This is a genomic window from Polaromonas sp. P1_A2 (genome assembly GCF_056406895.1).
In genome coordinates, this window is the sequence record NZ_JBFTZI010000001.1 from 570,214 (window position 1) to 593,842 (window position 23,629).

The 23,629-nt window shown below is 66.1% G+C and carries 19 protein-coding genes; 13 read left to right on the plus strand and 6 right to left on the minus strand.

All coding sequences use genetic code 11. From position 1 onward, the window contains the following. The first annotated feature begins 17 nt into the window (after window positions 1–17). The 3 genes from AC1D09_RS02715 to AC1D09_RS02725 all read left to right on the plus strand — a co-directional run bounded on the left by AC1D09_RS02715 (window position 18) and on the right by AC1D09_RS02725 (window position 9,164). A complete protein-coding gene (locus AC1D09_RS02715) occupies window positions 18–548 on the plus strand; it encodes a chemotaxis protein CheW (protein WP_007864988.1) in 531 nt (176 codons plus the stop codon). A 30-nt stretch (window positions 549–578) separates the two neighbouring features. Continuing rightward, entirely contained in the window at window positions 579–2,870 is a 2,292-nt protein-coding gene (locus AC1D09_RS02720; protein WP_477661387.1) for a methyl-accepting chemotaxis protein, read from the plus strand. A gap of 78 nt (window positions 2,871–2,948) precedes the next feature. Next, entirely contained in the window at window positions 2,949–9,164 is a 6,216-nt protein-coding gene (locus tag AC1D09_RS02725; RefSeq protein WP_477700919.1) for a hybrid sensor histidine kinase/response regulator, read from the plus strand. Window positions 9,165–9,206: 42 nt separating this feature from the next. On the opposite strand, the gene AC1D09_RS02730 is transcribed toward AC1D09_RS02725, so the two are convergent. Continuing rightward, window positions 9,207–10,679, minus strand: coding sequence for a cryptochrome/photolyase family protein (locus tag AC1D09_RS02730; protein ID WP_477661385.1), 1,473 nt, complete (start codon window positions 10,677–10,679; stop codon window positions 9,207–9,209). Window positions 10,680–10,745: 66 nt separating this feature from the next. On the opposite strand from AC1D09_RS02730, the gene AC1D09_RS02735 reads away from it, so the two are divergent. The 6 genes from AC1D09_RS02735 to AC1D09_RS02760 all read left to right on the plus strand — a co-directional run bounded on the left by AC1D09_RS02735 (window position 10,746) and on the right by AC1D09_RS02760 (window position 15,623). Beyond that, the gene (locus tag AC1D09_RS02735) at window positions 10,746–11,333 is read left to right on the plus strand and encodes a YqgE/AlgH family protein (RefSeq protein WP_007864998.1); all 588 of its coding nucleotides are present in this window, start codon (window positions 10,746–10,748) and stop codon (window positions 11,331–11,333) included. A gap of 286 nt (window positions 11,334–11,619) precedes the next feature. Next, entirely contained in the window at window positions 11,620–12,021 is a 402-nt protein-coding gene (ruvX, locus tag AC1D09_RS02740; protein WP_477661384.1) for a Holliday junction resolvase RuvX, read from the plus strand. Beyond that, window positions 12,018–12,530: a bifunctional pyr operon transcriptional regulator/uracil phosphoribosyltransferase PyrR gene (gene pyrR / locus AC1D09_RS02745; RefSeq protein WP_477661383.1), complete on the plus strand. Its 513-nt coding sequence runs from the start codon at window positions 12,018–12,020 to the stop codon at window positions 12,528–12,530. Before ruvX ends, pyrR begins: the two co-directional genes overlap by 4 nt. A gap of 60 nt (window positions 12,531–12,590) precedes the next feature. Continuing rightward, the gene (locus tag AC1D09_RS02750; RefSeq protein WP_477661382.1) at window positions 12,591–13,553 is read left to right on the plus strand and encodes an aspartate carbamoyltransferase catalytic subunit; all 963 of its coding nucleotides are present in this window, start codon (window positions 12,591–12,593) and stop codon (window positions 13,551–13,553) included. Window positions 13,554–13,568: 15 nt separating this feature from the next. Next, window positions 13,569–14,867: a dihydroorotase gene (locus AC1D09_RS02755; protein ID WP_477661381.1), complete on the plus strand. Its 1,299-nt coding sequence runs from the start codon at window positions 13,569–13,571 to the stop codon at window positions 14,865–14,867. A gap of 15 nt (window positions 14,868–14,882) precedes the next feature. Further along, on the plus strand, window positions 14,883–15,623 hold the full coding sequence (locus AC1D09_RS02760) for a lysophospholipid acyltransferase family protein (protein ID WP_477661380.1): 741 nt from the start codon (window positions 14,883–14,885) through the stop codon (window positions 15,621–15,623). Here AC1D09_RS02760 and AC1D09_RS02765 read toward each other — a convergent pair. After that, window positions 15,620–16,693, minus strand: a complete 1,074-nt coding sequence (locus AC1D09_RS02765) for an ABC transporter ATP-binding protein (RefSeq protein WP_477661379.1) — start codon at window positions 16,691–16,693, stop codon at window positions 15,620–15,622. The genes AC1D09_RS02760 and AC1D09_RS02765 overlap by 4 nt on opposite strands. 119 nt (window positions 16,694–16,812) lie before the next feature. On the opposite strand from AC1D09_RS02765, the gene AC1D09_RS02770 reads away from it, so the two are divergent. Next, window positions 16,813–18,447: an ABC transporter permease gene (locus AC1D09_RS02770; RefSeq protein WP_477661378.1), complete on the plus strand. Its 1,635-nt coding sequence runs from the start codon at window positions 16,813–16,815 to the stop codon at window positions 18,445–18,447. Between the two features lie 6 nt (window positions 18,448–18,453). Here the strand turns inward: AC1D09_RS02770 and AC1D09_RS02775 are convergent, their stop codons facing one another. Together AC1D09_RS02775 and AC1D09_RS02780 are read right to left on the minus strand one after the other, a co-directional pair. Next, window positions 18,454–18,852 (minus strand): tautomerase family protein, encoded by a 399-nt coding sequence (locus AC1D09_RS02775; RefSeq protein WP_413325471.1) that lies wholly within the window; start codon window positions 18,850–18,852, stop codon window positions 18,454–18,456. 79 nt (window positions 18,853–18,931) lie between these two features. Then, window positions 18,932–19,348 carry a MarR family winged helix-turn-helix transcriptional regulator gene (locus AC1D09_RS02780; protein ID WP_074576328.1) on the minus strand — a complete coding sequence of 139 codons (417 nt, stop codon included), beginning with the start codon at window positions 19,346–19,348 and terminating at the stop codon, window positions 18,932–18,934. A 211-nt stretch (window positions 19,349–19,559) separates the two neighbouring features. Here AC1D09_RS02780 and AC1D09_RS02785 point away from each other — a divergent pair, with 211 nt between their 5' ends. From AC1D09_RS02785 to AC1D09_RS02795, 3 genes are all read left to right on the plus strand, one after another. Next, complete coding sequence (locus AC1D09_RS02785; protein ID WP_413325469.1) at window positions 19,560–19,781, plus strand: CsbD family protein; 222 nt, start codon at window positions 19,560–19,562, stop codon at window positions 19,779–19,781. A 60-nt stretch (window positions 19,782–19,841) separates the two neighbouring features. Further along, window positions 19,842–20,414, plus strand: a complete 573-nt coding sequence (locus AC1D09_RS02790; protein ID WP_477661377.1) for a hypothetical protein — start codon at window positions 19,842–19,844, stop codon at window positions 20,412–20,414. Window positions 20,415–20,651: 237 nt separating this feature from the next. After that, window positions 20,652–22,043 (plus strand): MFS transporter, encoded by a 1,392-nt coding sequence (locus AC1D09_RS02795; protein ID WP_477661376.1) that lies wholly within the window; start codon window positions 20,652–20,654, stop codon window positions 22,041–22,043. Here AC1D09_RS02795 and AC1D09_RS02800 read toward each other — a convergent pair. Both AC1D09_RS02800 and AC1D09_RS02805 read right to left on the minus strand, forming a co-directional pair. After that, on the minus strand, window positions 22,040–22,990 hold the full coding sequence (locus tag AC1D09_RS02800; protein WP_477661375.1) for an ABC transporter ATP-binding protein: 951 nt from the start codon (window positions 22,988–22,990) through the stop codon (window positions 22,040–22,042). The genes AC1D09_RS02795 and AC1D09_RS02800 overlap by 4 nt on opposite strands. Next, window positions 22,987–23,628, minus strand: coding sequence for an ABC transporter permease (locus tag AC1D09_RS02805; RefSeq protein ID WP_477661374.1), 642 nt, complete (start codon window positions 23,626–23,628; stop codon window positions 22,987–22,989). The genes AC1D09_RS02800 and AC1D09_RS02805 overlap by 4 nt, the downstream gene beginning before the upstream one ends. Window position 23,629: the final 1 nt, after the last annotated feature.

Genomic DNA, 23,629 nt, shown 5'->3' on the forward strand with positions numbered 1-23,629 from the left:
CGGCGTAAAACCAAAGCATGGCGAACAGACAAGCCCTTAGAGAACTACAAACCCGGCTGGCCGACAGGTTGCAGATTGCGCGTACGCAAGGCGTTGCCGCGTCCTGGCTGGCCGTGGAAGCGGGCGGAAAAAAATACCTGTTTCCCCTGAGCCAGTCCGGTGAAATTTTCCCCTGGGTCAACACGCAGCCTGTTCCGTACACGCAAAACTGGTTCGCCGGCGTTGCCAATCTGCGGGGCGGCCTGTTCGGCGTGGTGGACCTCGCCAGCTACGTGAGCGGCCAGGCACCTCCCCCCAAAAATGAACTCGCGCGCACCGACTCCCGCCTTGTGGCGCTCAACAGCGCGCTGGAAGTCAACTGCGCGCTGCTGATCGACAAGCTCTCCGGGCTGCGCAACCAGGACGCCTTCAGCGATTTCTCCGAAAAAGCGCCCGACGCGCCCGATTTCTTTGGCAACCAGTACGTCGACCTTAACGGCGCGACCTGGCAGGAAATCAACCTTCAGTTGCTTGCACAGCAAGCGCATTTTTTGACGATAGGCGCATAGCGCACACTGTTTCTCCCCGGAAGGCTCACCATGTCTGTAATTGAAAATATCCAGAAGCTGTTTAAAACAAAGTCCGTCCAGCCCGAGGACAGCATGGACATGGCTTCCGTCGGCACGCCGGACCCCCTGGCGACCGGCGCCATGGATGAGGCCTCCCTGCAGACCGCCACGGTGCGGCAGGCGGACGGCAATGATGATGCGTTTGGCTCCAGCCGCATCGCGAGCGCCGAGGAATCGGCGTCCGTCGCCAATCCCGAGCTCCTGAGCCTGCCCCTGCTGGGCCGCAAGACCATGGGCCAGCACCAGCGGATTCTGGTGTTTTTCCTGGCGGTGTCGGTAGCGGTGCTGGGTACGGTGACCTTCCTGGCGCTGAACCAGGCGGACAAAGTGGCTCAGCAGGTGGCGGCAACCGGCCAGTCCCTGATGCAGTCGCAGCGTCTGGCGAAATCGGTGTCGCAGGCGCTGGTGGGTAGCGCCCAGGCCTTCCCCGACGTGCGCGAAAGCTCCGACGTGCTGGCCAAAACCGTGCGCGGCCTGAAGGCCGGTGAAGACAGCCTGCGCCTGGCGCCGGTGAGCGAAGACCTGCAGCCCGACGTCGAAAAAGTCACCCCCTTCATGGAGCGCGCCGAAAAGAACGCCAAAACCGTGATGGGACAGCAAAACATCCTGACCCAGGTGGGTAACGCTCTGCGCACGATTAACCGCCAGTCCTCGGACCTGCTGGAAATCGCCGAAACCGTGTCCTCGCTCAAGCTCCAGCAGAATGCGGCGCCTGCCGAAATTTCCGCCTCCGGCCAGCTGGTGATGTTGACCCAGCGTATCGGTAAATCCGCCAACGAGTTCTTGACCATGGAGGGTGTGAGCCCCGAAGCCGTGTTCCTGTTGGGTAAGGACTTGAACTCCTTCAAGGAAATCGCCCAGGGCCTGCAGGAAGGCAGTCCCGAACTGCGACTGGCCGGCTCCAAGGATCCGCAAACCCGCGAACGCCTCGAGGCCCTGATGGCGCTCTACGAGCAGACGCGTGTGCAGGCCGGCGCCATTCTGGGCAACTTGCAGGGCCTGGTGTCCGCCCGTGAAGCGCAATCCTCCATCATTGCCGACAGTGAGCCGCTGCGCCGGGGCCTGGAAGACCTGCAGAGCAAGCTGTCCTCCCAGACCGGCCTGGGCGCCACCGCCCTGACGACCCTGGTGGTCGCCGCCGTCTTTGCACTGCTGTGCGCCGCGGGACTGGCCAAACTGCAGGTGGAGGACAGCAAGCAGCGCCAGGCCGTTGCTGAAACCCAGCGGCAGGAAGCGAAAGGGCAGGAGCAGGACGCCAAGCGCGTCAACGACGCCAACCAGGCCGCCATTTTGCGTTTGATGAATGAGTTGCAGACAGTGGCTGAAGGCGATTTGACGCAGGAAGCAACCGTGACCGAGGACATCACCGGCGCTATCGCCGACTCGGTGAACTACACGGTGGAAGAGTTGCGACAGCTGGTGGGTAACGTGCAGAACACGGCAACACGCGTGGCGCAAACGACGGCCCAGGTGGAAAGCACTTCCACCGAACTGCTGGCGGCGTCCACCGAACAGCTGCGCGAGATTCGCGAAACCGGCCAGTCGGTGCTCGACATGGCGTCCCGAATCAATGAAGTGTCCACGCAGGCGCAGGAATCTTCCCAGGTGGCGCGCCAATCGCTGACCGCCGCAGAATCCGGCCTGCAGGCCGTGCAGAACGCCATCGGCGGTATGAACTCCATCCGCGACCAGATCCAGGAAACCTCCAAACGGATCAAACGGCTGGGCGAATCGTCCCAGGAGATTGGTGAAATTACCGAGCTGATCTCGGACATTACCGAACAGACCAACGTGCTGGCGCTGAACGCGGCCATCCAGGCGGCGTCAGCCGGTGAAGCCGGACGAGGCTTCTCGGTGGTTGCGGAAGAAGTGCAGCGACTGGCTGAACGCTCCGCGGACGCCACGCGCCAGATTTCGGCCCTGGTGAAAGCCATTCAGACCGACACCCAGGATGCCGTGGCCGCTATGGAACGCTCCACGCAGGGTGTGGTGGAAGGGGCCAAACTGTCCGATAACGCGGGTACCGCGCTGACCGAGATTGACCAGGTGTCACGCCGCCTCGCCGACCTGATTGAGCAGATTTCCAACTCCGCCTCCCGCGAAGCCGCTTCGGCCAACGTGGTGGCCGGCAACATCCAGCACATTTTCGCGGTGACGGAGCAAACCGGAGAAGGTACCCGTTCCACGGCGCAGCAGGTGCGCGATCTTTCCCGCATGGCTGAAGAGCTGCGCCAGTCGGTGTCCCGATTCAAGATCGCCTGATGCTGATGCCTGTTTGCCCGTCATGCGCTGACCGCCGCCTTAGCCTCTGACACCGATTCCAGAACCGGCCCGCTATTTATGCAATCCAACGTCCCGAACTCAACCGCTGCCGAGCTCGATCTTGCCGTCAACGACCTAGGCCCTCTCGCATGGGTGCTTGACGAACTTCGCAAGTCGCTCGATGGCGCTGCCAAGGCGCTCAAGCGTTTCGTGCGGGATGCCGAAGCCGCTCGCGGCTCCGACCTCGCGGCGGTGGACGCCAGCCAGCTGCGGATTGCCCGCCAGCAGCTGCACCAGGCGGTGGGCGCGCTCGAGATGGTGGGCCTGGCCGGTCCCGCGCTGGTGCTGCGCGCGATGGAAGCGGCGGTGCAGAAGTTCGTGCAACAGCCCGAGCAATGCAACCAGGAAGCCGCCGGCAAGATCGAACGGGCCAGCTTTGCCCTGACCGAATACCTCGAGGGTGTGCTGGCCGACAAGCCGATCTCGTCCGTGTCCCTGTTCCCCCAATACCGCGACGTGCAGGAATTGCTGCGCGCCGACCGCATCCATCCCGCGGACCTCTGGCCTTTCGAATGGCGCTGGCTGGAGCCCGAACTGGCGGCCGCCAGCGAGCCGCGCAACTACGACGACAGCGCGCGCGCCGTGCTGGACCAGTCGGTGCTGCAGATCATGAAGGGCAAGGCGCCGCAAGCCGCCAAAAGCCTCAAGGAACTCAGCCTGGGATTCGCGGCCCGGCAGGCCGACCGCCAGCCCCGCATCTTCTGGAAGATAGCCGCGGCTTACTTTGAAGCGGTCGCCAACGACTTGCTCGGCTCGGACCTGTACGTCAAGCGCGCCGCTTCGCGCGTCCTGATGCAGTACGCCTCGCTGGCCAAAGGCGACACCTCCGTCTCCGAGCGCCTGGCGCAGGATTTGCTGTTTTTCTGCTCGCAGGCGGTCTCCGCGCGCGCCAGCGATACGCCGGTGCTGTCGGCGGTGCGCTCGGCCTACGGCCTGAACCGCTTCAAGCCTGTCGACTACGAACTCGTCCAGTTCGGGCGGTTCGATCCGGCCCTGCTGGCCCAGGCGCGCAAGCGCATCACCTCGGCCAAGGAAACCTGGTCGGCGCTGTCCGCCGGCGATGCCAACAAGTTCAAGTTGGTCAGCGACCAGTTCAGCCTGGTGACCGACTCCCTGCTCAAGCTCCATCCGCCCAGCGAGCCGCTGGCGCAGGCGCTGAGCAAGGCCGTCGAGACCGTGGTGCGCTCGGGCCAGGCCCCCGGCATTGAACTGGCCATGGAAGTGGCCACCTCGGTGCTGTACCTGGAGGCCGCGTTTGACGACCTGGACCCCAACGACCCGCAACTGGCGGTGCGCACGGCCAATCTCGCGGAGCGCCTGGAGGGCGTGCGGGCCGGCGGGCAACCCCAGCCGCTGGAAGGCTGGATGGAAGAGCTGTACCGCCGCGTCAGCGACAAGCAGACCATGGGCAGCGTGGTCGGTGAATTGCGCGTTTCCCTCGGCGAGCTCGAAAAATCGCTGGACGTGTTCTTCCGCAATCCGCAGGACAAGGTGACGCTGCAGGCGGTTCCCGGGCAGCTGTCGCAGATGCGCGGCGTGCTGTCCGTGCTGGGCCTGGACCAGGCCTCGCACGCGGTGCTGCGCATGCGCGACAGCGTCGAGCAGATGCTGGTCACCGAAATCGACGAACAGCAGGCGCGCGCCGCCGGCACGTTTGAGCACCTGGGCAACAACCTGGGCGCCCTGAGCTTTCTGATCGACATGCTGAACTACCAGCCCGCGCTGGCAAAGAAGCTGTTTGTCTACGACGACCAGAAAGGCGAGCTCCGGCCGCTCATGGGACGTGCGCAGAATGCGGCGAGCGCCGCTTCGGCCGTCACCGTCAACAGCGACATGCTGTCCCAGGAAGTCATTGCCGTGGTGCAGGACGCCGGCCAGGGCGAAGCCGATGCCAGCCTTACCATCAAGCTCGACACGTTGGCGACCCATGCGGCGCTGGCCGAACAGCCGGCCCTGGCGCAAACCGCCCGCGAGGCCGCCGTGGCCGTGTCCGCAAGTGATGCAGATGCCGCCGCCACCGCACTCACGACGCTGGCGTTCACCGTGGCCCCGGCACCGGCCGCGCCTGAACCCGCGGCCGAGTCCGACGATTTTGAAGAAGACGACCTGCGCGACATCTTCCTGGAGGAAGCGCGCGAGGTGATAGGCAACGGCCGGGAAGCCCTGGCCGCGCTGGCCTCCGATCCGGCCGATGTTTCGCAGCTCACTGTGCTGCGGCGCGCTTTCCACACCCTCAAGGGCAGCTCGCGCATGGTGGGGCTCAACGAGTTCGGCGAAGCCGCCTGGTCGCTGGAGCAGATGCTCAACACCTGGCTGGCCGACCAGAAGGCCACCACCGACGAGTTCAGGGCCCTGTCCGGCGAGGCCATGAGCGGTTTCGCCGACTGGATCGCCGACATCGCCGCCAACAAGGACGGCGCCTGGTCCGCATCGGTCTTCCGCGCCAGCGCCGATGCCATGCGCACCGAAGGCCGCTACGTACCGCTGGTGCTGGGCGCCAGGGCGGCCGCTGCCGCGCCTGTCGCAGCTCCCGCCGCTGAACCGGCTGCCCCCGAAGCCTTTTCCCTGCCCGACTTCGAACTGGATGCCGGCGCGCCCGAGGCCGCCGGCCCGGCGACCGCCGAAGCAGCCGCACCCGCCGGTGACCTGGACTTTGACCTGGTGTTCGGCGATGCCGCCGCGCCGGCCAAGCCTGCTGAACCGGTAAACGCGCCTGCGGCCGAGATGGAGATTGCGGGCATCGATTTCGACAGCTTGTCGGCGATTTCCGTGGATGCCGGCGTTCCGGCAGCCCCCGCCGCCGCGGAGCCCGTTGCGGCAGCCGACGCCGGAGCGGCGCTCGAACTGAACGGGGTCGAAGATATCGAACTGTCCGACGCGGATTTTGAGAAACACTTCCACGCCGAAGCGGCCGAGCCCGCCAAAGTCGAGCTGGCCGACGACCTGAACTTCGATTTCCCGGTTACGCCGCCGCAAGCCGCCGTGAGCGAGCCCGCTCCCAGCCTGCCGCAGGTCGAAGCGCTTGATGCCCTGGACCGCGTCGAAGCCACCGACAGCGCGATGTCGGCCGAGGGCGGCGATGAGCAGGTCAAGGTCATAGGCGCTTTGCGCATCAGCATCCCGCTCTACAACGTCTACCTCAACGAGGCCGACGAGTGGTCGCGCCGGCTGGTCACGGAAGTGGCCGAATGGTCGCTGGAGCGCAACCAGCCCGTCAGCGATTCCACCGTGGCCCTGGCGCACTCCCTGGCCGGCAGCTCCGCCACGGTCGGGTTCGACGCCCTGTCCGAAATGGCCCGCGCGCTGGAACAGGCCTTGCAGCAATCCCGCGCGCATCACCGCAATGGCGCCGCCAAGTATGGCCAGGTGTTTGTGGATGCGGCGGAAGATATTCGCCGGCTGCTGCACCAGTTTGCCGCCGGTTTCCTCAAGGAGCCGGACGCCGGCGTTCTTGATCGCCTCAAGCAGCTTGATTTCTCCGACTCGGTCCTGCCGCCAGGCACCGACTTCTCTGAGTACGATTTCGAATCCGAGTCCGTCCTGCCGCAGGAGCCGGCCGTGGAACCCGAGCCGTTGCCGGAACCCGAGCCCGAACCGGTAGTGATGCAGGTCGTCGAGGAAGCGCCGCTTATCGAGGTTCCAGCACCGGCACCAGCGCCCGTGCAGGCCGCGCCTGTGCCGCCGCCTGTCGCGTTTGTAGCTCCCCCCGTGGCCGTCACCCCACCGGTGCGCTTGGCCACGCCGGCGCCCACGGCCCAGAACTTCGAGGACGAAGAGGACGAGGAAATCGACGCCGTCGATGCCATCGACCCCGACCTGTTCCCGATTTTTGAGGAAGAAGGCGCCGAGCTCATGCCCCAGCTGGGTGGCGCGCTGCGGCAGTGGTCCGCGCGGCCCGACAACCAGGGTGCGCGCATGGAGGTGCTGCGCGCGCTTCACACGCTCAAGGGCAGCGCCCGGCTTGCCGGCGCCCTGCGCCTCGGTGAAATGGCGCACCGGATTGAATCCGAAATCGAGTTCCTCGGCTCCGACGCCGCGGCCTCGGCGGAGTTCGACGCCCTGATCAACCGTTTTGACGCGATGGAAGCCGCGTTCGAGGCGCTGCGCAACGCCGATGCGGCGGCCGCCGCCGCGCCCGTGCAGCTGGCCCCCCTCGCCGCCGCGCAGCCCGAGCCCGTCTCCGCACCGGCGCAAGCCGACGCAACGCCCGACGCTCCCGAGGCGGCTGCGGACAGCCCCGCGCCGGCTGCTGCTCCTGCCGCTGGCGGTTCCCGCAAGCTCTCCGTGCCGGCGCCGCAGGCCATGGCCATGCAGCCCTTGCGGCAAGCGGCCAACGCCTCGATACGCGTGCGCTCCCAGCTGCTGGACCGCATGGTCAACCAGGCCGGCGAGGTCATGATCACGCGCTCGCGCCTGGAGGCCGAGCTCAGCCAGCTGCGCGGTTCGCTCAACGACATGAGCGGTAACTTGAACCGCTTGCGCCAGCAGCTGCGTGACATCGAACTGCAGGCCGAAACCCAGATGCAGTCGCGCCTGGCACAGGCCAAAGAAGCCCAGGCCGGGTTCGACCCGCTCGAGTTCGACCGTTTCACGCGCGTGCAGGAACTGACGCGCATGATGGCCGAATCCGTGAACGACGTGGCAACCGTGCAGCGCACCTTGCAGCGCACGGTGGAAGCCACCGAGGACGACTTGATCGCCCAGGCCCGCCAGACCCGTGAGCTGCAGCGCGACCTGCTGCGCACGCGCATGGTGGAGTTTGAAGGCATCTCCGAGCGCCTGTACCGCGTGGTGCGCCAGGCCTCCAAGGAAACCGGCAAACAGGTGAAGCTGGACCTGCTGGGCGGCACCATCGAAATGGACCGCGGCATGCTGGACCGCATGACGCCCGCCTTCGAACACCTGCTGCGTAACTGCGTGGCCCACGGCATTGAAAGCACCGAGGTTCGCACCAGCGCCGGCAAGGACCCGGTCGGTGTGATCACCGTCCACCTGCGCCAGGAAGGCAATGACGTGTCGGTCGATTTCAGCGATGACGGCGCCGGCCTGAACCTGCACCGCATCCGTGAAAAAGCCGTCAGCCTCGGCATGATCGCGCCGGACCAGGCCATTGAAGACAGCGACGCCGCCAACCTGATTTTTATGCCCGGTTTCTCCACCGCGGCCCAGGTGACCGAACTGGCCGGCCGCGGCATCGGCATGGACGTGGTCCGCTCCGAGGTCAACGCGCTGGGCGGCCGGATTGAAACCTCCACCGTGGCCGGCAAAGGCACCCACTTCAAGCTGGTGCTGCCGCTGACCACGGCCGTGACGCAGGTGGTGATGATCCGCGCCGGCAACCTCTCGGTGGGCGTGCCCGCCAACGTGGTGGAAACCGTGCGCCGCGCCTCCGCCAAGGAGTTGCAACAGGCCTACAACACCGGCGCGCTGGAGATCGCCGGCGAAACCATGCCTTTCTTCTGGTCGGGCGCGCTGCTGCAGGCTTCGCAGCACAGCGGCGAAGTCCAGGGCAAGACCACGCCTGTCGTGGTTTTCCGAAGCGCCGCGCAGCGTATCGCGCTGCACGTCGATGAAGTTCTGGGCAACCAGGAAGTTGTGGTGAAGAACCTCGGGCCGCAGCTGTCGCGCCTGCCCGGCCTGGCCGGCATGTCCGTGCTGGCCTCCGGCGCGGTGGTGCTGATCTACAACCCGGTGGCGCTGGCTTCGGTGTACGGCCAGCAGGCCCGCGCCTGGAGCACAGACCGCGCCGAGCCGCACATGCTCGAAGGATCGGGCGCCACGGCGGCAAGCGCCGCCGCGGGCACCGGCAGCGTCGCGAAAGCACCGGCCGCCATGCCTGCCGCACCGCAGATTCCGCTGATTCTGGTGGTCGACGATTCCATCACGGTTCGCCGCGTCACGCAGCGCCTGCTGCAGCGTGAAGGCTACCGCGTCACCCTGGCGGCCGACGGCCTGCAAGCGCTTGAACGCCTGCAGGAAGAGCGGCCGGCGGTGGTGCTGTCGGACATCGAAATGCCGCGCATGGACGGCTTCGACCTGGCGCGCAACATCCGCGGCGACGTACGCCTGAACAACCTGCCCATCATCATGATCACTTCGCGCATCGCTGAAAAGCACCGCGAACATGCCAAGGAACTCGGCGTCGACCACTACCTGGGCAAGCCGTTCTCGGAAGAAGAACTGATGAGCCTGGTGCGGCACTACTGCGCCGCCGAGACCGCGATCTCCGCCTGATCCTGCAGCCGCTCTCCGCGTGAGAGCGGCGAGAACAGGTTCTTAGGCTTTTTTCACCACCGCATAACGCTGCAGCGTCAGCGCCCGGGCTTCGTCGTGCTGCACGATGGGCCAGGGGTAGTCCTTGCCCATCACCACGCCAGCGGCTGCCAGCTCCAGCGGTGTGGCCAGCCAGGGGCTGTGGATGGCGGAGGCGGGCAGCCTGGCCAGCGCCGGCACATAGCGGCGGATGAAGCTGCCGTCGGCATCGAATTTCTCGCTCTGGCTGACCGGGTTGAAGATACGGAAATAGGGCTGCGCATCGCAGCCCGTGCTGGCTGCCCACTGCCAGCCGCCGTTGTTGGCCGAGAGGTCGAAATCATTGAGTTTTTCGGCGAAGTAGCGCTCGCCCCGGCGCCAGTCGATGCCCAGGTCCTTCACCAGGAAACTCGCCGTCACCATGCGCAGGCGGTTGTGCATATAACCGGTCTGGTTGATTTGCGCCATCGCGGCGTCGACCAGCGGATAGCCGGTTCGGCCCTCGCACCAGGCCAGGAACAGCGAATCGGCCTTGGCACCACTTTCCCACTCGATCGCGTCGTATTCGGGCTTGAACGCGCCGTGCACCGCATGCGGGAAGTTGCTGAGGATCTGCGCGTAAAACTCCCGCCAGATCAATTCGCTGAGCCAGGTGGCCGCGCCTTCGCCGCCCCTATGTTCGGGGCTCAGGGCCGCTGCGGCCATCTGCCGAATGGACAGCGTGCCAAAACGCAGGTGCACGCCCAGGTAGCTGGGGCCCTTGACGGCCGGAAAGTCGCGTGCCGCCTTGTAGTTCGCCATGCGGCCTTTGAACGCCTCAAAAAGCCGCTCTCCGCCTTCGCTGCCGGTGGCTATCTTGAGTGCGGACAGGTTGGTTTTTTCAAAGCCGAGTTCGGCCAGCGAGGGTATGGCGCGCCTGCTCGCCGGCACAGCCGCCAGCGCCGCGCCGTAGCGCTCCACAGAGTAGGGCTTGAGGTAAAAATCGTCCACCTTCTTGAGCCAGGCGTTTTTGTAGGGTGTGAACACGGTGTAGGGCTTGCCCGCCAGCGTCAAGACTTCCTGGCGCTCAAAGATGACATGGTCCTTGAAGCTGTGAAAGGCCACGCCCCGGCCTTCCAGCGCGGCCTGCACCGTGGCGTCGCGCGCCAGGGACTGGGGTTCATCGTCATGGTTGGCAAAAACCGCATCGACCGCCAGTTCGGCGGCCAGCCGGGGCACGGCCTCGCCGGCCTGCCCATGCACCACGATGAGGCCCGCCTGCGGATTGCCGTGTGCCGCACCCAGCCGCTGCAACTGGCCGTCCAGGCTCAGCACGGATCCGCGTATGAACTCCACGCGGCGGTCGGCGCGGGGCAGGGCCTCCAGGATGTCCCGGTCAAACACAAAAACACAAAACACCTGCTTACAAGCTTTCAGCGCGTGGTGCAGCGCGGCGTTGTCCTGGGCGCGCAGGTCGCGCCTGAACCACATCAGGCCGGCGCGGTATTTCTTTTGCATGATGGGATGGTAGCGAAAGCGCCCCCAGGTATCCGCCGCGGCCTTCCATGCGCGTAAAATCCACGTATGGCCACGGATTCCGCATCGATCAACCTCACGCACCACTTCCTCATCGCCATGCCGGGGATGGATGACGAAGCGTTTGCCAAGAGCGTGGTTTACATGTGCGAACACAGCGACCGCGGCGCGCTGGGGCTGGTCATCAACAAGCCCAGCGACATCAACCTCAAAAACCTGTTCGACAAGGTCGAGCTGCCGCTGCGCCGCGACGACCTCACGCAGGCCCCGGTATTCCAGGGCGGCCCGGTCCAGACCGAGCGCGGTTTTGTGCTCCACGAATCCATGATGCCCGGCAATGAGTCGGTCTATGCCTCGACCATGACGATTCCCGGCGGCCTTGAAATGACCACCTCCAAGGACGTGCTGGAGGCGCTGTCCACGGGCGCCGGCCCGCGCCGGGTGTTTGTCTCACTCGGTTATTCGGCCTGGGGCGAAGGCCAGCTCGAATCCGAGATTTCTGACAACAGCTGGCTTACCGTCGCCGCCGACGTCGGCGTGATCTTCGACACACCCGTTGAGCAGCGCTACGACAAGGCGCTGATGCTGCTGGGCCTGCAGAGCTGGATGCTCTCTCCCGAGGCCGGCCACGCATGAGCCTGGCGGCCATGCCTTCCTCCCAGGCGACTAGGGCCTATTGCCATTGGAATCACCCCCGCGCTGGGGCTGCAAGGGGTGCAGCGCTAGGCGCAGCCCGCCGGCCGGGGTCGTCCCCCGGCCAAGGGCTGCAACAACGCGGGGCGCCCCTTGTAGCCCCAGCCCTGCGGGTGGCACCCGGAAAAGGCCGCACTCGTCGTTGCAAAGCCTCACCGGGGGGCCTACCCCGGCTTCGTTTTGCGCCTAGATTGCGACCTTTTCCGGGTGCCACGCGGGGGTGATTCCAATGGCAATAGGCCCTAACCTCCAAACCTTTCTGGCTTTCGACTTCGGTCTCAAGCGTACCGGCGTGGCGACCGGCAATGTGCTCACGCGCACCGCCTCGCCGCAGGCGACCATCGCGGCCGAGGGCAGCGACGCCCGCCTCAAGGCGGTTGAGGCGCGCATCAAGGAATGGCAGCCCGATGCGCTGGTGGTCGGCATTCCCTTTCATCCCGATGGCGCCAGCCACGAAAATACCGTGCGCGCGCAGAAATTCGCCCGCCAGCTTCGCGGCCGCTTCGGCCTGCAGGTCTTCGAGGTCGACGAGCGCTACAGCACCACCGAGGCCCTGGCCGGCGGTGCGCATGACGCCGACGCGGCTTCGGCCTGCATCATCCTCGAGCAATTTTTAAGGAGTCTTCCATGAGCAGCCTGACACTGGACGCCGAGGCGCTGTACAGCGACCTGCTGCGCGGCATGCGCCAGCAGCTGGCATCGTATCCCCAGCCGCCCATGCTGGTCGGCGTGGCCTCGGGCGGCGCCTGGCTGGCGCAGCGCCTGCAAAAAGACCTGGGTCTGGCCGGCGAGGCCGGCATCCTGTCGTCCTCCATGCACCGCGACGATTTTTCGCAGCGCGGCCTGGCCTCCAGCGGGCAGACCCTGCTGCCCTTCGACGTCAACGGTGCCCACCTGGTCGTGGTCGACGACGTGCTCTACACGGGCCGAACCATCAGGGCGGTGCTCAACGAGCTGTTCGACTACGGCCGCCCCGCCAGCGTCAAGCTGGTGGTGCTGGTGGACCGCGGCGGGCGCGAGCTGCCGGTGCAGCCCGACCTCGCGGTGGCGCGGGTGGCCCTGCCGGCCTCGCAGTCGCTGGAGCTGGCGCGCGCCGAAGACGGCAAGTTCAGCTTCCAGGTGCAGGATCACCAGGCCTAGTCCCATCAAAAAGCCATCCAAAAATACGAGACCCATAAGAGAACAAGAGGAGTCCACACCGTGCTGTACCGACGAAACCCGCAACTCAATAAAAACGGCGAGCTGATCCACCTGCTGTCCATCGAAGGCCTGCCCAAGGCCACGCTGACGCAAATCCTCGACACCGCCGCCAACTTCGTCAGCGTCAACAACCGCGAGGTCAAAAAGGTTCCGCTGCTGCGCGGCAAGAGCGTTTTCAACCTGTTCTTTGAAAACTCCACGCGCACCCGCACCACCTTCGAGATCGCCGCGACGCGGCTGTCGGCCGACGTGATCAACCTGGACATCGCGCGCTCCTCGGCCTCCAAGGGCGAGTCGCTGCTGGACACCATCGCCAACCTGAGCGCCATGGCGGCCGACCTCTTCGTGGTGCGCCACAGCGAATCGGGCGCGCCCTACCTGATCGCCCAGCATGTGGCCCCGCATGTGCACGTGATCAACGCCGGCGACGGCCGCCACGCGCATCCCACGCAGGGCCTGCTGGACATGTACACCATACGGCACTACAAAAAGGACTTCAGCAAGCTCACGGTCGCCATCGTCGGCGACGTGCTGCACTCGCGCGTGGCGCGCTCCGACATCCACGCGCTGACCACGCTGGGCTGCCCCGAGGTGCGTGTGGTCGGCCCCAAGACCCTGGTGCCGGCCGACATGGCGCAGATGGGCGTGCGCGTCTGCAACACGCTCGAAGAAGGCATCAAGGGCGCCGACGTGATCATCATGCTGCGCCTGCAGAACGAACGTATGTCGGGCGCGCTGCTGCCCAGCAGCCAGGAGTTTTTCAAGAGCTTCGGCCTGACCCCCGAGAAGCTGCTGCTGGCCAAACCCGATGCCATCGTGATGCACCCCGGACCCATCAACCGCGGCGTGGAGATCGACTCGGCCGTGGTCGACGGCACGCAGAGCGTGATCCTGCCGCAAGTGACTTTCGGCATCGCGGTCCGCATGGCGGTCATGAGCATAGTCGCCGGAAACGAAGCCTGAGCGGAGAAAAAAAGAATGAAGATACTCATCAAGAACGGCCGCGTCATCGACCCAGGCTCGAACTTCGACGAAACCTGCGACGTGGCGATTGCCGCGGGCCGCATCGTCTCGCTCAAAAGCACGCCCGCCGATTTCGCGCCCAACAAGACGATTGACGCCACGGGCTGCATCGTGGCTCCCGGCCTGGTTGATCTTTCGGCCCGTTTGCGCGAGCCCGGCCATGAGCATGAAGGCATGCTCGAAAGCGAACTGGCCGCGGCTGTGGCCGGCGGTGTGACCAGCCTGGTCTGCCCGCCCGACACCGACCCGGTGCTCGACGAGCCCGGCCTGGTGGAGATGCTCAAGTTCCGCGCCGAGAAGCTGCACCAGTCGCGCGTGTTCCCGCTGGGCGCTTTGACCCGCGCGCTCAAGGGCGAGACGCTGACCGAGATGGTCGAGCTGACCGAGGCCGGCTGCGTGGGCTTCAGCCAGGCCGAGGTGCCGCTGGCCAACACCCAGGTCATGATGCGCGCGCTGCAATACGCCGCCACCTTCGGCTACACCGTGTGGCTGCGGCCGCAGGAGCTCTACCTGGGCCAGGGCGTGGCCGCCAGCGGCGCGCTGGCCACGCGCCTGGGCCTGAGCGGCGTGTCCGTCGCGGCCGAGACGATCGCGCTGCACACGATTTTTGAACTGATGCGTGCCACCGGCGCGCGCGTGCACCTGTGCCGCATCAGCAGCGCGGCGGGCGTGGCGCTGGTCGCCAAGGCCAAGGCCGAAGGACTGGCTGTCACCTGCGATGTCAGCATCAACAGCCTGCACCTGACCGACGTGGACATCGGCTACTTCGACAGCCGCATGCGGCTGGACCCGCCGCTGCGCCAGCAGCGCGACCGCGACGCCATACGCCAGGGCCTGGCCGACGGCACCATAGACGCGCTGGTGTCCGACCACACGCCGGTCGATGAAGACGCCAAGACCCTGCCTTTCGCAGAGGCCGAGCCCGGCGCCACCGGGTTGGAGCTGCTGCTGGGCCTGGCCTGCAAGTGGGGCACCGACAGCCAGGCCGGCCTGGTCCGCGCGCTGGCGGTGCTGACCAGCGAGCCCGCGCGCGTGCTGGGCGACGCGCTGGGCACCTTGCAGGGCAGCTCGGGCCGTCTCGTCAAGGGTGGTGTGGCCGACATCTGTGTGTTCGACCCCAAGGGCGAATGGACCGTCGAGCCGGCCGCGCTGCGCAGCCAGGGCAAGCACACGCCCTTCAGCGGCCACCAGATGCCGGTGCGCGTGCGCTGGACGGTGGTGGGCGGGCAGCTCGCCTATGAAGCCTCGCACTGAAGCACGCGCAAGCCCATGAGATGGCTTAGGTTCTGCTGGACCCTGCTGCGCGCCACTGGGCACGCGGTGCAAGGCTTCTGGACGATCAAGACCGTGTTTCCCAAGCTGGAGCAGGCCGACCGGGAGGCTCGTGTGCAGGTGTGGGCCGGGGCCATGCTGCGCATCGTCGGCATCGAACTGGTGGTCAAGGGCAAGCCACCCGCCGGCGGCCCGGTGCTGCTGGTGGCCAACCATATTTCATGGCTGGACATCCTGGTGATGCATGCCTCGCGCCACTGCCGTTTTGTCTCCAAGTCGGATGTGCGGAGCTGGCCTTTTGTGCGCACCCTGTCCGACGGCGCCGGCTCGCTGTACATAGAGCGCGAGTCGCGCCGGGACGCGCACCGGGTGGTCACGCAGATGGCCGAGCGCCTGCAGGCAGGCGACATCCTGGCGGTGTTTCCCGAAGGCACGACGGGTGACGGCATCACACTCAAGCACTTTCATGCCAACCTGATCCAGGCGGCCATTGAAGCCTCGGTGCCGGTGCAGCCGCTCGCGCTGAAATTCATCGACGCGGCCAGCGGCGCCGTCAGTTTTGCGCCCAGCTATGTGGACGACGAAACCCTGGCGGGCTCGATCTGGCGCACGCTCACGGCGCCGCCGATCAAGGCTGTGGTGGTTTTCGGCGAACCGCAGCCGCCGCAGGGGCAGACCCGGCGTGCCTGGGCGCAGAGCTTGCGCGAAGACATAGAGCTTCTGCGGCAGCAGGCTTAGACGTTTTCTTCCCGCGGAAAGGTCACCACATGGTCGACCTCGGCGCGTATGCCTATCCATTCGCCGATTGCGTGGTTGTGGTGTGAAGGCACATGCGCCATCACCGTCTCGCCTGTCTGCAGCTTGAGGGTGTACAAAAATTCCGAGCCGCGAAAGGCCTTGCGCAGGATCTGCGCTTTGACCGGCGCGTTGTCGTCATGCACGATGTCGTCGGCCCGTAGCAGAACGTCGCACAGGCCGTCGGCATAAGCGCCCGGCAAGGGGCATTCCAGCATGTCCGTGAGGTCGCCGAGCGCGGTGTGCACGACCACGTCCTCGCCGCGCTGCTCGATATGGGCCTGCGCGAACACGCCGTGGCCTATGAAGTCGGCCACAAAGCGGGTGGCGGGGCGGTGGTACAGCGCATAAGCGTCGTCCCACTGGTGCAGGCTGCCCTGGTGCATCACGCCTATGCGGTCGCCGATGGCGAAGGCCTCGAGCTGGTCGTGCGTGACGAACAGCGCTGTCGCCCCGGCGGCCTTGAGGATGCCGCGCACCTCGTGCGCCAGGCGCTCGCGCAGGTCCACGTCCAGGTTGGAAAAAGGCTCATCCAGCAGCAGCAAACGCGGCTGCGGCGCCAGGGCCCGCGCCAGCGCCACACGCTGCTGCTGGCCGCCCGAGAGCTCATGCGGGTAACGCTTGTGCACATTGCCCAGGCCGACGAGCTCCAGCACCTCGCCGGCGCGCTGCTGGCGCTGGGCGGCCGGCAGGTGGGTGAGGCCGAAAGCCACGTTGTGGGCCGCGTCAAGGTGCGGAAACAGGGCGTAGTCCTGGAACACCATACCGATGCGGCGCGATTCGGCCGGCACATGGACGCCAGCACTGCTGACCAGCTGCCGGGCCAGCGTGATGCTGCCGGCATTGGCACGCTCCAGGCCCGCGACGGCCCGCAGCAGGGTGGTTTTGCCGCAGCCCGAGGGGCCGATCAGGACACCGATCTCCCCCGCCTGGAGGCTGAAGGACACGCCGTCGACCGCGGGTTTTGAACGGCCGGCATAGTGCACGCCCAGCTGGGAGATATCCAGAAACATGGGCTCGATTGTAGGGCCCTGGATGCTTACAATTCTCATTTGCAGTGACCGCTGCAATACCACGGCGCAAGCAGCCGGAGGCCAGGCCTCTTTCTGCAGAGGCCTTTTTCCGGGTCCCCATGCTGCGCCGCTTTTTTTCCGCCATTCCTTCCGTCGTGCCTTCCGCCGTGCTTTTCCTGCTGGTGGCCCTGCTCACGCTGCCGGTGGTGGCCGTGGGGCTGTCCTGGCTGCAGTTCGATGCGCAGGCGCAATCCATCCTGGTCCAGATGCTGCAGACGGTGCTGCCCGACTACACCGCCACCTCCCTGCTGCTGTGCCTCAGCGTGGCCCTGGGCGTGGCGCTGGTGGGCATGGCAACGGCCAGCGCGGTGACGCTGTTCGAGTTTCCGGGGCGCAAGGTGTTTGAATGGGCGCTGCTGTTGCCGCTGGCCATGCCGGCCTATGTGCTGGCCTACGCGTACACCGACTTCCTGCAATACGCCGGCCCGCTGCAATCCTGGCTGCGCGCGTCTTTCGGCCTGCAGGGCCGGCTGCTGCCCGAAGTGCGCAGCCTGGGTGGCGCGGTGCTGGTGTTCACCGTGGCGCTTTACCCTTACGTCTACCTGCTGGCGCGTACCGCCTTGTCCGAGCGCGCCGTGCACCTGATGGAAGCGGCCCGGCTGCTGGGCGCGCCGCTGTCGCGCCGCATTCGCGGTGTGGCCTTGCCGCTGGCGCGGCCAGCCGTGGCCGCCGGCGTTGCGCTGGCGCTGATGGAAACCCTGGCCGACTTTGGTGTCTCCAGTTATTTCGGCATCCAGACCTTTACCGCCGGCATCTACAAGGCCTGGCTGTCCATGGACAACCGTATCGCCGCCGCCCAGCTGGCCACGGTGCTGCTGTTTTTTGTCGCGCTGCTGCTGTGGGTGGAGCATGGCGCGCAAAAGCGCATGCGTTTTGCCACCGGCCGCGGCGCGCGCGCCGGCGCGCAGGACGCGGCGCCGGTGCAACTGCAGGGCGGGCGCGCCCTGTCGGCCTGGCTGGTGTGCGCCGTGCCGATTGCGCTGGGTTTTGTGCTGCCCGTGCTCTTCATGCTGCGCCCGCTCATCCTGGGTTGGGACAACCTGCTGTGGGACAAATTCTTCGGCTGGGCCCTCAACAGCGTCTGGCTCGCGGGCCTGAGTGCGCTGCTGGCCACGGGCCTGGCCTTCGGCCTGGCCTTTGCGGTGCGCCGCAAGCCGCATGTGCTGGCGCGCGCGGCGCTGCAACTGGCCAGCCTCGGTTATGCGGTGCCCGGCGCGGTCATCGTGGTAGGCCTGCTGCTGCCCGTGGGCTGGCTGCAGGCGGCCGCGCCGCAAACCGGCGTGGGCTATTGGGTCACGGCCACCGTGCTGGGCATTGTCTGGGCCTACCTGGTGCGCTTCAGTGCCGTGGCCTTGCAAAGCCTGCAAAGCGGCTATTCGCGCATTCCCGCGAGTTTTGACGACAGCGCGCGCATGCTGGGCACGCCCGGCCTGGGCATACTCGCGCGCGTGCATTGGCCGCTGCTCAAGCGCTCGGTCGCGGCGGCCGGCCTGCTGGTGTTTGTCGACGTCATGAAGGAGCTGCCCGCCACGCTGGTGCTGCGGCCCTTCAACAGCGATACCTTGGCGGTGGTCACCTACCAGCTTGCGCGCGACGAGCGCCTGGGCGAAGCCGCCTTGCCCGCACTGGCCCTGGTGCTGGTGGGCCTGCTGCCCGTCGCGCTGCTGAGCCGCACGCTGCGCTCCAAACAATGAGCGGACTCAGGCCTTGGCCTTGATGTAGCGGTATTCCTGCGTGAGGCCGCCAAAGCCGTAGGCCTCCGCGCGCACGTCGTGCACGTAGATGTAGCTTTCCTCGTGCACATTGCCCAGCAGCTTGCTGAAGGCGGCAAAGGCCTCGGCCACGTACTGCGCTTTCTCGTCCTTGGTGTTGGTGCCGTCCACCACCTTGATGTCGAAATAAAAACTGTTCTTGCCCTGGCTGGCCAGCGTGCTGCCGCCCACGATCCAGTGCTCGGGCGGCACGAAGTCGATGGCGATGGCGGTGAGTTCGCGTTTCTTGCGCAGGATGCGGGTGGTCAGCTCCAGCAGGGTTTCGGCGATGGCGTTCGTCAGTTGGGGGCTGGCGGGCTGGCTGACTTTGACGTTGAGGATGGGCATGTGATTTCTCCGGTGGGTTAAAAATAATTAGTTAGCTATGCAACTATTTGGGCAAAAAAAAGAAACGTGATGGGACGGTTTATTTGAGCGCTGAAGACACGCTCCTGACGCGGGCTACGGTTTCATCGAAGTTCTCCTTTCCGATCTGTTGCTGGATGCGGCGCGTCACCTCGCCGCTGGCCTTGTTGATGCCGGCATGCATGGCCTCGGCCTGCGCCGTGGGAAACACCGCCCAGTGGCGGCCGTCGGATTCCAGGCTCCTGCGCTCCACCAGGCCCAGCGCCTGCAGGCCGTCGAGAAGGCGCGTGGCCGTGGGGCGCGAGATCGTCAGTTCGTCGGCGATCTCGTGCTGCGGCATGCCGGGCTGCTTGAGCACCAGGCGCAGCATGAAACCCTGGGAGGGCGTGACACCGAAAGGCTTGAAGGCCAGCGTCCACTCCTTGTCGACCAGGCGGGCCAGCGCGGTGGTATTGAAATAAAGGCAGTGGTCAAACATGGAAGTCATCGTAGCAGAAATTAATTAGCTATGCAACTACATGCAAACCCACCGCCGCAACAGGGCTGTAAGCATGAACCTACGCCCATCGAATACGCGGGCCTACGGCGGCCGGACGGGATAACTCCTAAGGTGAATCCATGCCGCCCGTTGCCTGCAAGCGTGCTTGCGGATTCCGGGCGAATTCGTCAACCCTTTCGAGGAGAAAGCCATGAACCAGGAACGCATACAAGGCAATTGGCGCCAGTTCAAGGGCAAGGTCAAGGAACAGTGGGGCAAGCTGACCGATGACGACCTTGAGGTGATCGCCGGCAAGCGCGAACAGCTGCTCGGCAAGATCCAGGAGCGCCACGGCATCAGCAAGGAGGAGGCCGAAAAGCAGGTTGCCGTCTGGAAAGACCGCAACCCGACGGACTTCTTCGAGCGCTACTGAGCCGCCTTCCCCCTTACCCGAAACCACCATAACGATTCACACCATCCCAAGGAGCTACCCATGAATACCAGACTGCTGATACTGACCGCCGTGATGTCCTGCGCTTTCGCCGGCAACGCCATGGCGCTGACCAAGCAAGAGTACAAGGCCCAGGAAGACCGCATCTCGGCCGACTACAAGGCCAGCCGCGACAAATGCGGCACGCTGAAGGACAACGCCAAGGACATCTGCGTCTCGGAAGCCAAGGGCGTTGAGAAGGTCGCCAAGGCTGAACTCGAAGCCCAGTACAAGCCCAGCCCGCGCAACACCGAAAAAGTCGCCTTCGCCAAGGCCGATGCCGCTTACGACACGGCCAAGGAAAAATGCGACGACCAGAAGGGCAACGCCAAGGACGTCTGCATCAAGGACGCCAAAGCCGCCCATGTGAAAGCCAAGGAAGACGCCAAGGTGGTGAAGACCTCGGCGGATACCAGCAAGGACAAGAGCGAAAAAATGGCCGACACCCGCAAGGAGGCCAACTCCGAAAAACGCGAGGCCGAATACAAGGCGGCCAAGGAGCGTTGCGACGCACTGACCGGTGCGGCCAAAGACGGCTGCCAGAATGACGCCAAGGCCAAGTACGGCATGAAGTAATCCGGGGCCGCGTCAGCTGCACTCGCGGGGCATGCCCCTCAGACAAATCCCGGCCCTGCCCCGCAGGCCGGGATTTGTCGCATCTGGCGCGCCTTGATGCCCAGGCCCGCGGCTTTCCCAAGCATGGCGCTGGGACAAGGGCGCTGCCCCCGTCCCGCTTTCGGCCGCGCTCCTAGAATAGGCGCTCCGCGGCGGCCGGGGGTTCCCTTTGCCGCCCGCCCTCTACCAAAGGCCTCAATGCTTGTTCAGGATGGTTTGCCCGCGGGCCAGCGATTGCCTGCGCTGCTGGTCATCATTCTCGGCATCGTCATGGCGGTGCTTGACGGCACCATCGTCAACCTGGCGCTCCCCGACATCACGCGCGAGCTCCACGCCACACCCGCGCAATCCATCTGGGTCATCAACGCCTACCAGGTCGCCACGCTGGCATTGCTCCTGCCCCTGGCCTCGCTGGGCGACATCGTCGGTTACCGCCGCGTCTATCTGGTGGGCCTGTCGGTATTCACGCTGGCCTCGGCCGCCTGCGCCATGGCCGATTCGCTGACCACGCTGGCGCTGGCTCGCGTGCTGCAGGGCCTGGGCGCGGCAGGCCTCATGAGCGTGAACACGGCGCTGGTGCGCCTCATCTATCCCAAGCACCTGCTGGGCCGCGGCATCGCGATCAATTCGCTGGTGGTGGCCACGGCCTCGGTGGCCGGGCCTTCGATCGCGGCGGGCATTCTTTCGGTGGCTTCCTGGCCCTGGCTGTTCGCGCTCAACGTGCCTTTCGGCCTGCTGTCGGTGTGGCTGGGCCGCAAGGCCCTGCCGCAGAACCTGTCCAGGTCCGAAGGGCGGCTTTTCCCGCTCGACGTGCTGCTCAATGCACTGATGTTCGGCCTCGTGTTCCTTGGCGTAGACGGCCTGGGCGTGCGCGTCGAGGCCGTGCCGGGCGGCGCGCCCGCCGCTTCGCTGTGGCTGCCGCTGGCCGAGCTGGCCGCCGGCATTGCGGTCGGCGTGATCTATGTGCGGCGCCAGCTGGCCCAACCCCTGCCGCTGTTCCCGCTGGATTTGCTGCGCATTCCCGTGTTCGCGCTGTCCATGGGCACCTCGATTGGCGCTTTCTGCGCGCAGACCTTGGCCTATGTGAGCCTGCCTTTCCTGCTGCTGGGCAACTACGGTTTCAGCCATTTGCAGGCCGGCCTGCTGCTCACGGCCTGGCCGCTGGCCATTGTGGCGACGTCGCCGGTGGTGGGGCGGCTGATAGGCCGCTATTCGGGCGGCCTGCTGGGCAGCCTGGGAATGGCTTTGCTGGCGCTGGGGCTGGCCCTGCTGGCGGTGCTGCCGCCGCATCCGTCACAGCTCGACATCGTCTGGCGCATGGCGCTGTGCGGCGTGGGCTACGCCCTGTTCCAGTCACCCAACAACCACACCATCATCACCTCGGCGCCACCGCACCGCAGCGGCGGCGCCAGCGGCATGCTGGGCACGGCGCGCCTGACCGGCCAGACCCTGGGCGCGGTCCTGCTGGCAATGATTTTTGCAATGTTCGACCCGCAGGGCGGCCATGGCTCCTTTGTGGCGCTGTGGCTGGCGGCCGGCTTCGCGGCGCTGGCCGGCGTTTGCAGCGGCCTCAGAATGCGTCAGGTTTAAGTGCGCGCGACCGCGGCTGCCTGCTGAATGGTTTGCAGCGTGACGCGCCCCAGGGGCTGGCCCTGGTCGCCCACAATCGCGGCCTCATTCGCGCCGGCATCCAGCATGGCCGACAGGGCATCGCGCAGCGGCGTGGCGGCCGGCAGGCGCGGTGCGCCCGCGGCGGGCGTGCCGCTTTCCACATAGGGGCCGGCCGTCAGCAGGGCCAGCCGCTTGAGCGAGCGGTCACCGCCCACAAAGGCTTCGACAAAGGCATCGGCCGGGTGCGAGAGGATGCGCTCCGGCGTGTCGTACTGCACCACCTTGCCGTTGCGCAAAATCGCAATGCGCGAGCCCATGCGAATGGCCTCGTCAATGTCATGCGTGACAAACACAATGGTCTTGCCGAGCTCGCGCAGTATGCGCAAAAACTCGTCCTGCAGGCGCGCGCGCGTGATCGGGTCTATGGCGCCGAAGGGTTCGTCCATCAGCATCACCGGTGGGTCCGCCGCCAGCGCCCGCGCCACGCCCACGCGCTGCTTCTGCCCGCCCGAGAGCTCGCGCGGAAAACGGTTGCGGTAAATCGCCGGGTCCATATGGACCAGCGCCAGCAGCTCGTCCACACGCCTGGCGATGCGGGCGGAGTCCCAGCCCAGCATCCGGGGCACCGTGGCCACGTTCTCGGCCAAAGTCATGTGCGGGAACAGGCCCACCTGCTGGATCACGTAGCCTATGGAGCGGCGCAGTTCCACCGCGTCTATCTTGGTGACGTCGCGCCCACCGACCTCGATGCGGCCCGAGTCGGGCTCGACCATGCGGTTGATCATGCGCATGGTCGTGGTCTTGCCGCAACCGGATGGGCCAATCAGCACGCAGATTTCGCCGGTGTTGACGGTCAGCGACAGCCCGTCGACGGCCGACTGGGCGCTGCCGCCGAAGGACTTGGTGAGGCGGTCCAGTGTGATCATGCGCGAAGCCCTTGCGGAGTCATGCGGCGCTGCAGCGCGCCAAAAAGAAAATCGGTGCCCAGCGCCAGCAACGCCACCGGGATGGCGCCTACCAGCAGCTGGGGAACGGCCATCATCGCGATGCCGGCGGTGATGAAGTCGCCCAGCCCGCCGCCGCCAATAAAGGCCGCCAGCACGGCGCCGGAAATGATTTGGACGGCCGCCGTACGCAGGCCGGCAAAGATCACCGGCATGGCCATGGGCAGTTCGACTCGCCACAGCAGCGCGGCGCGCGTCATGCCCATGCCGATGGCGGCGTCCACCGCGTCCGCATCCACGCCGCGCATGCCGACAATGGTGTGCGTCACGATGGGCGGCAAGGCGATCAACGTCAGCGCGAACAGCGCCGGCGCGAAGCCGGTGCCCAGTATCGGCATCACCAGCGCCAGCACGGCCAGGGAGGGCAGGGTGCGCCCCACATTGGCGGCGTTCACCACGGCCAGCGACAGGCCGTGTTTGCGCGCGACGGCGATGCCGGCCGGAATGCAGACCAGCGCGGCGATCAGCAGCGCCGACGCCGACAGCGCGACGTGCACCCCCAGTGCGCGGTAAAACTGCGCGGGATGGGACAGGACATAGTTCCAGGCGTCGGCAAGCATC

Coding starts and splice junctions, on each gene's coding strand:
- AC1D09_RS02715 (WP_007864988.1), top strand. CDS start 18: ATGGCGAACAGACAAGCCCTTAGAGAACTACAAACCCGGCTGGCCGAC.
- AC1D09_RS02720 (WP_477661387.1), top strand. CDS start 579: ATGTCTGTAATTGAAAATATCCAGAAGCTGTTTAAAACAAAGTCCGTC.
- AC1D09_RS02725 (WP_477700919.1), top strand. CDS start 2,949: ATGCAATCCAACGTCCCGAACTCAACCGCTGCCGAGCTCGATCTTGCC.
- AC1D09_RS02730 (WP_477661385.1), bottom strand. CDS start 10,679: ATGCAAAAGAAATACCGCGCCGGCCTGATGTGGTTCAGGCGCGACCTG.
- AC1D09_RS02735 (WP_007864998.1), top strand. CDS start 10,746: ATGGCCACGGATTCCGCATCGATCAACCTCACGCACCACTTCCTCATC.
- ruvX (WP_477661384.1), top strand. CDS start 11,620: ATGGCAATAGGCCCTAACCTCCAAACCTTTCTGGCTTTCGACTTCGGT.
- pyrR (WP_477661383.1), top strand. CDS start 12,018: ATGAGCAGCCTGACACTGGACGCCGAGGCGCTGTACAGCGACCTGCTG.
- AC1D09_RS02755 (WP_477661381.1), top strand. CDS start 13,569: ATGAAGATACTCATCAAGAACGGCCGCGTCATCGACCCAGGCTCGAAC.
- AC1D09_RS02760 (WP_477661380.1), top strand. CDS start 14,883: ATGAGATGGCTTAGGTTCTGCTGGACCCTGCTGCGCGCCACTGGGCAC.
- AC1D09_RS02765 (WP_477661379.1), bottom strand. CDS start 16,693: ATGTTTCTGGATATCTCCCAGCTGGGCGTGCACTATGCCGGCCGTTCA.
- AC1D09_RS02770 (WP_477661378.1), top strand. CDS start 16,813: ATGCTGCGCCGCTTTTTTTCCGCCATTCCTTCCGTCGTGCCTTCCGCC.
- AC1D09_RS02775 (WP_413325471.1), bottom strand. CDS start 18,852: ATGCCCATCCTCAACGTCAAAGTCAGCCAGCCCGCCAGCCCCCAACTG.
- AC1D09_RS02780 (WP_074576328.1), bottom strand. CDS start 19,348: ATGTTTGACCACTGCCTTTATTTCAATACCACCGCGCTGGCCCGCCTG.
- AC1D09_RS02785 (WP_413325469.1), top strand. CDS start 19,560: ATGAACCAGGAACGCATACAAGGCAATTGGCGCCAGTTCAAGGGCAAG.
- AC1D09_RS02790 (WP_477661377.1), top strand. CDS start 19,842: ATGAATACCAGACTGCTGATACTGACCGCCGTGATGTCCTGCGCTTTC.
- AC1D09_RS02795 (WP_477661376.1), top strand. CDS start 20,652: ATGCTTGTTCAGGATGGTTTGCCCGCGGGCCAGCGATTGCCTGCGCTG.
- AC1D09_RS02800 (WP_477661375.1), bottom strand. CDS start 22,990: ATGATCACACTGGACCGCCTCACCAAGTCCTTCGGCGGCAGCGCCCAG.
- AC1D09_RS02805 (WP_477661374.1), bottom strand. CDS start 23,628: ATGCTTGCCGACGCCTGGAACTATGTCCTGTCCCATCCCGCGCAGTTT.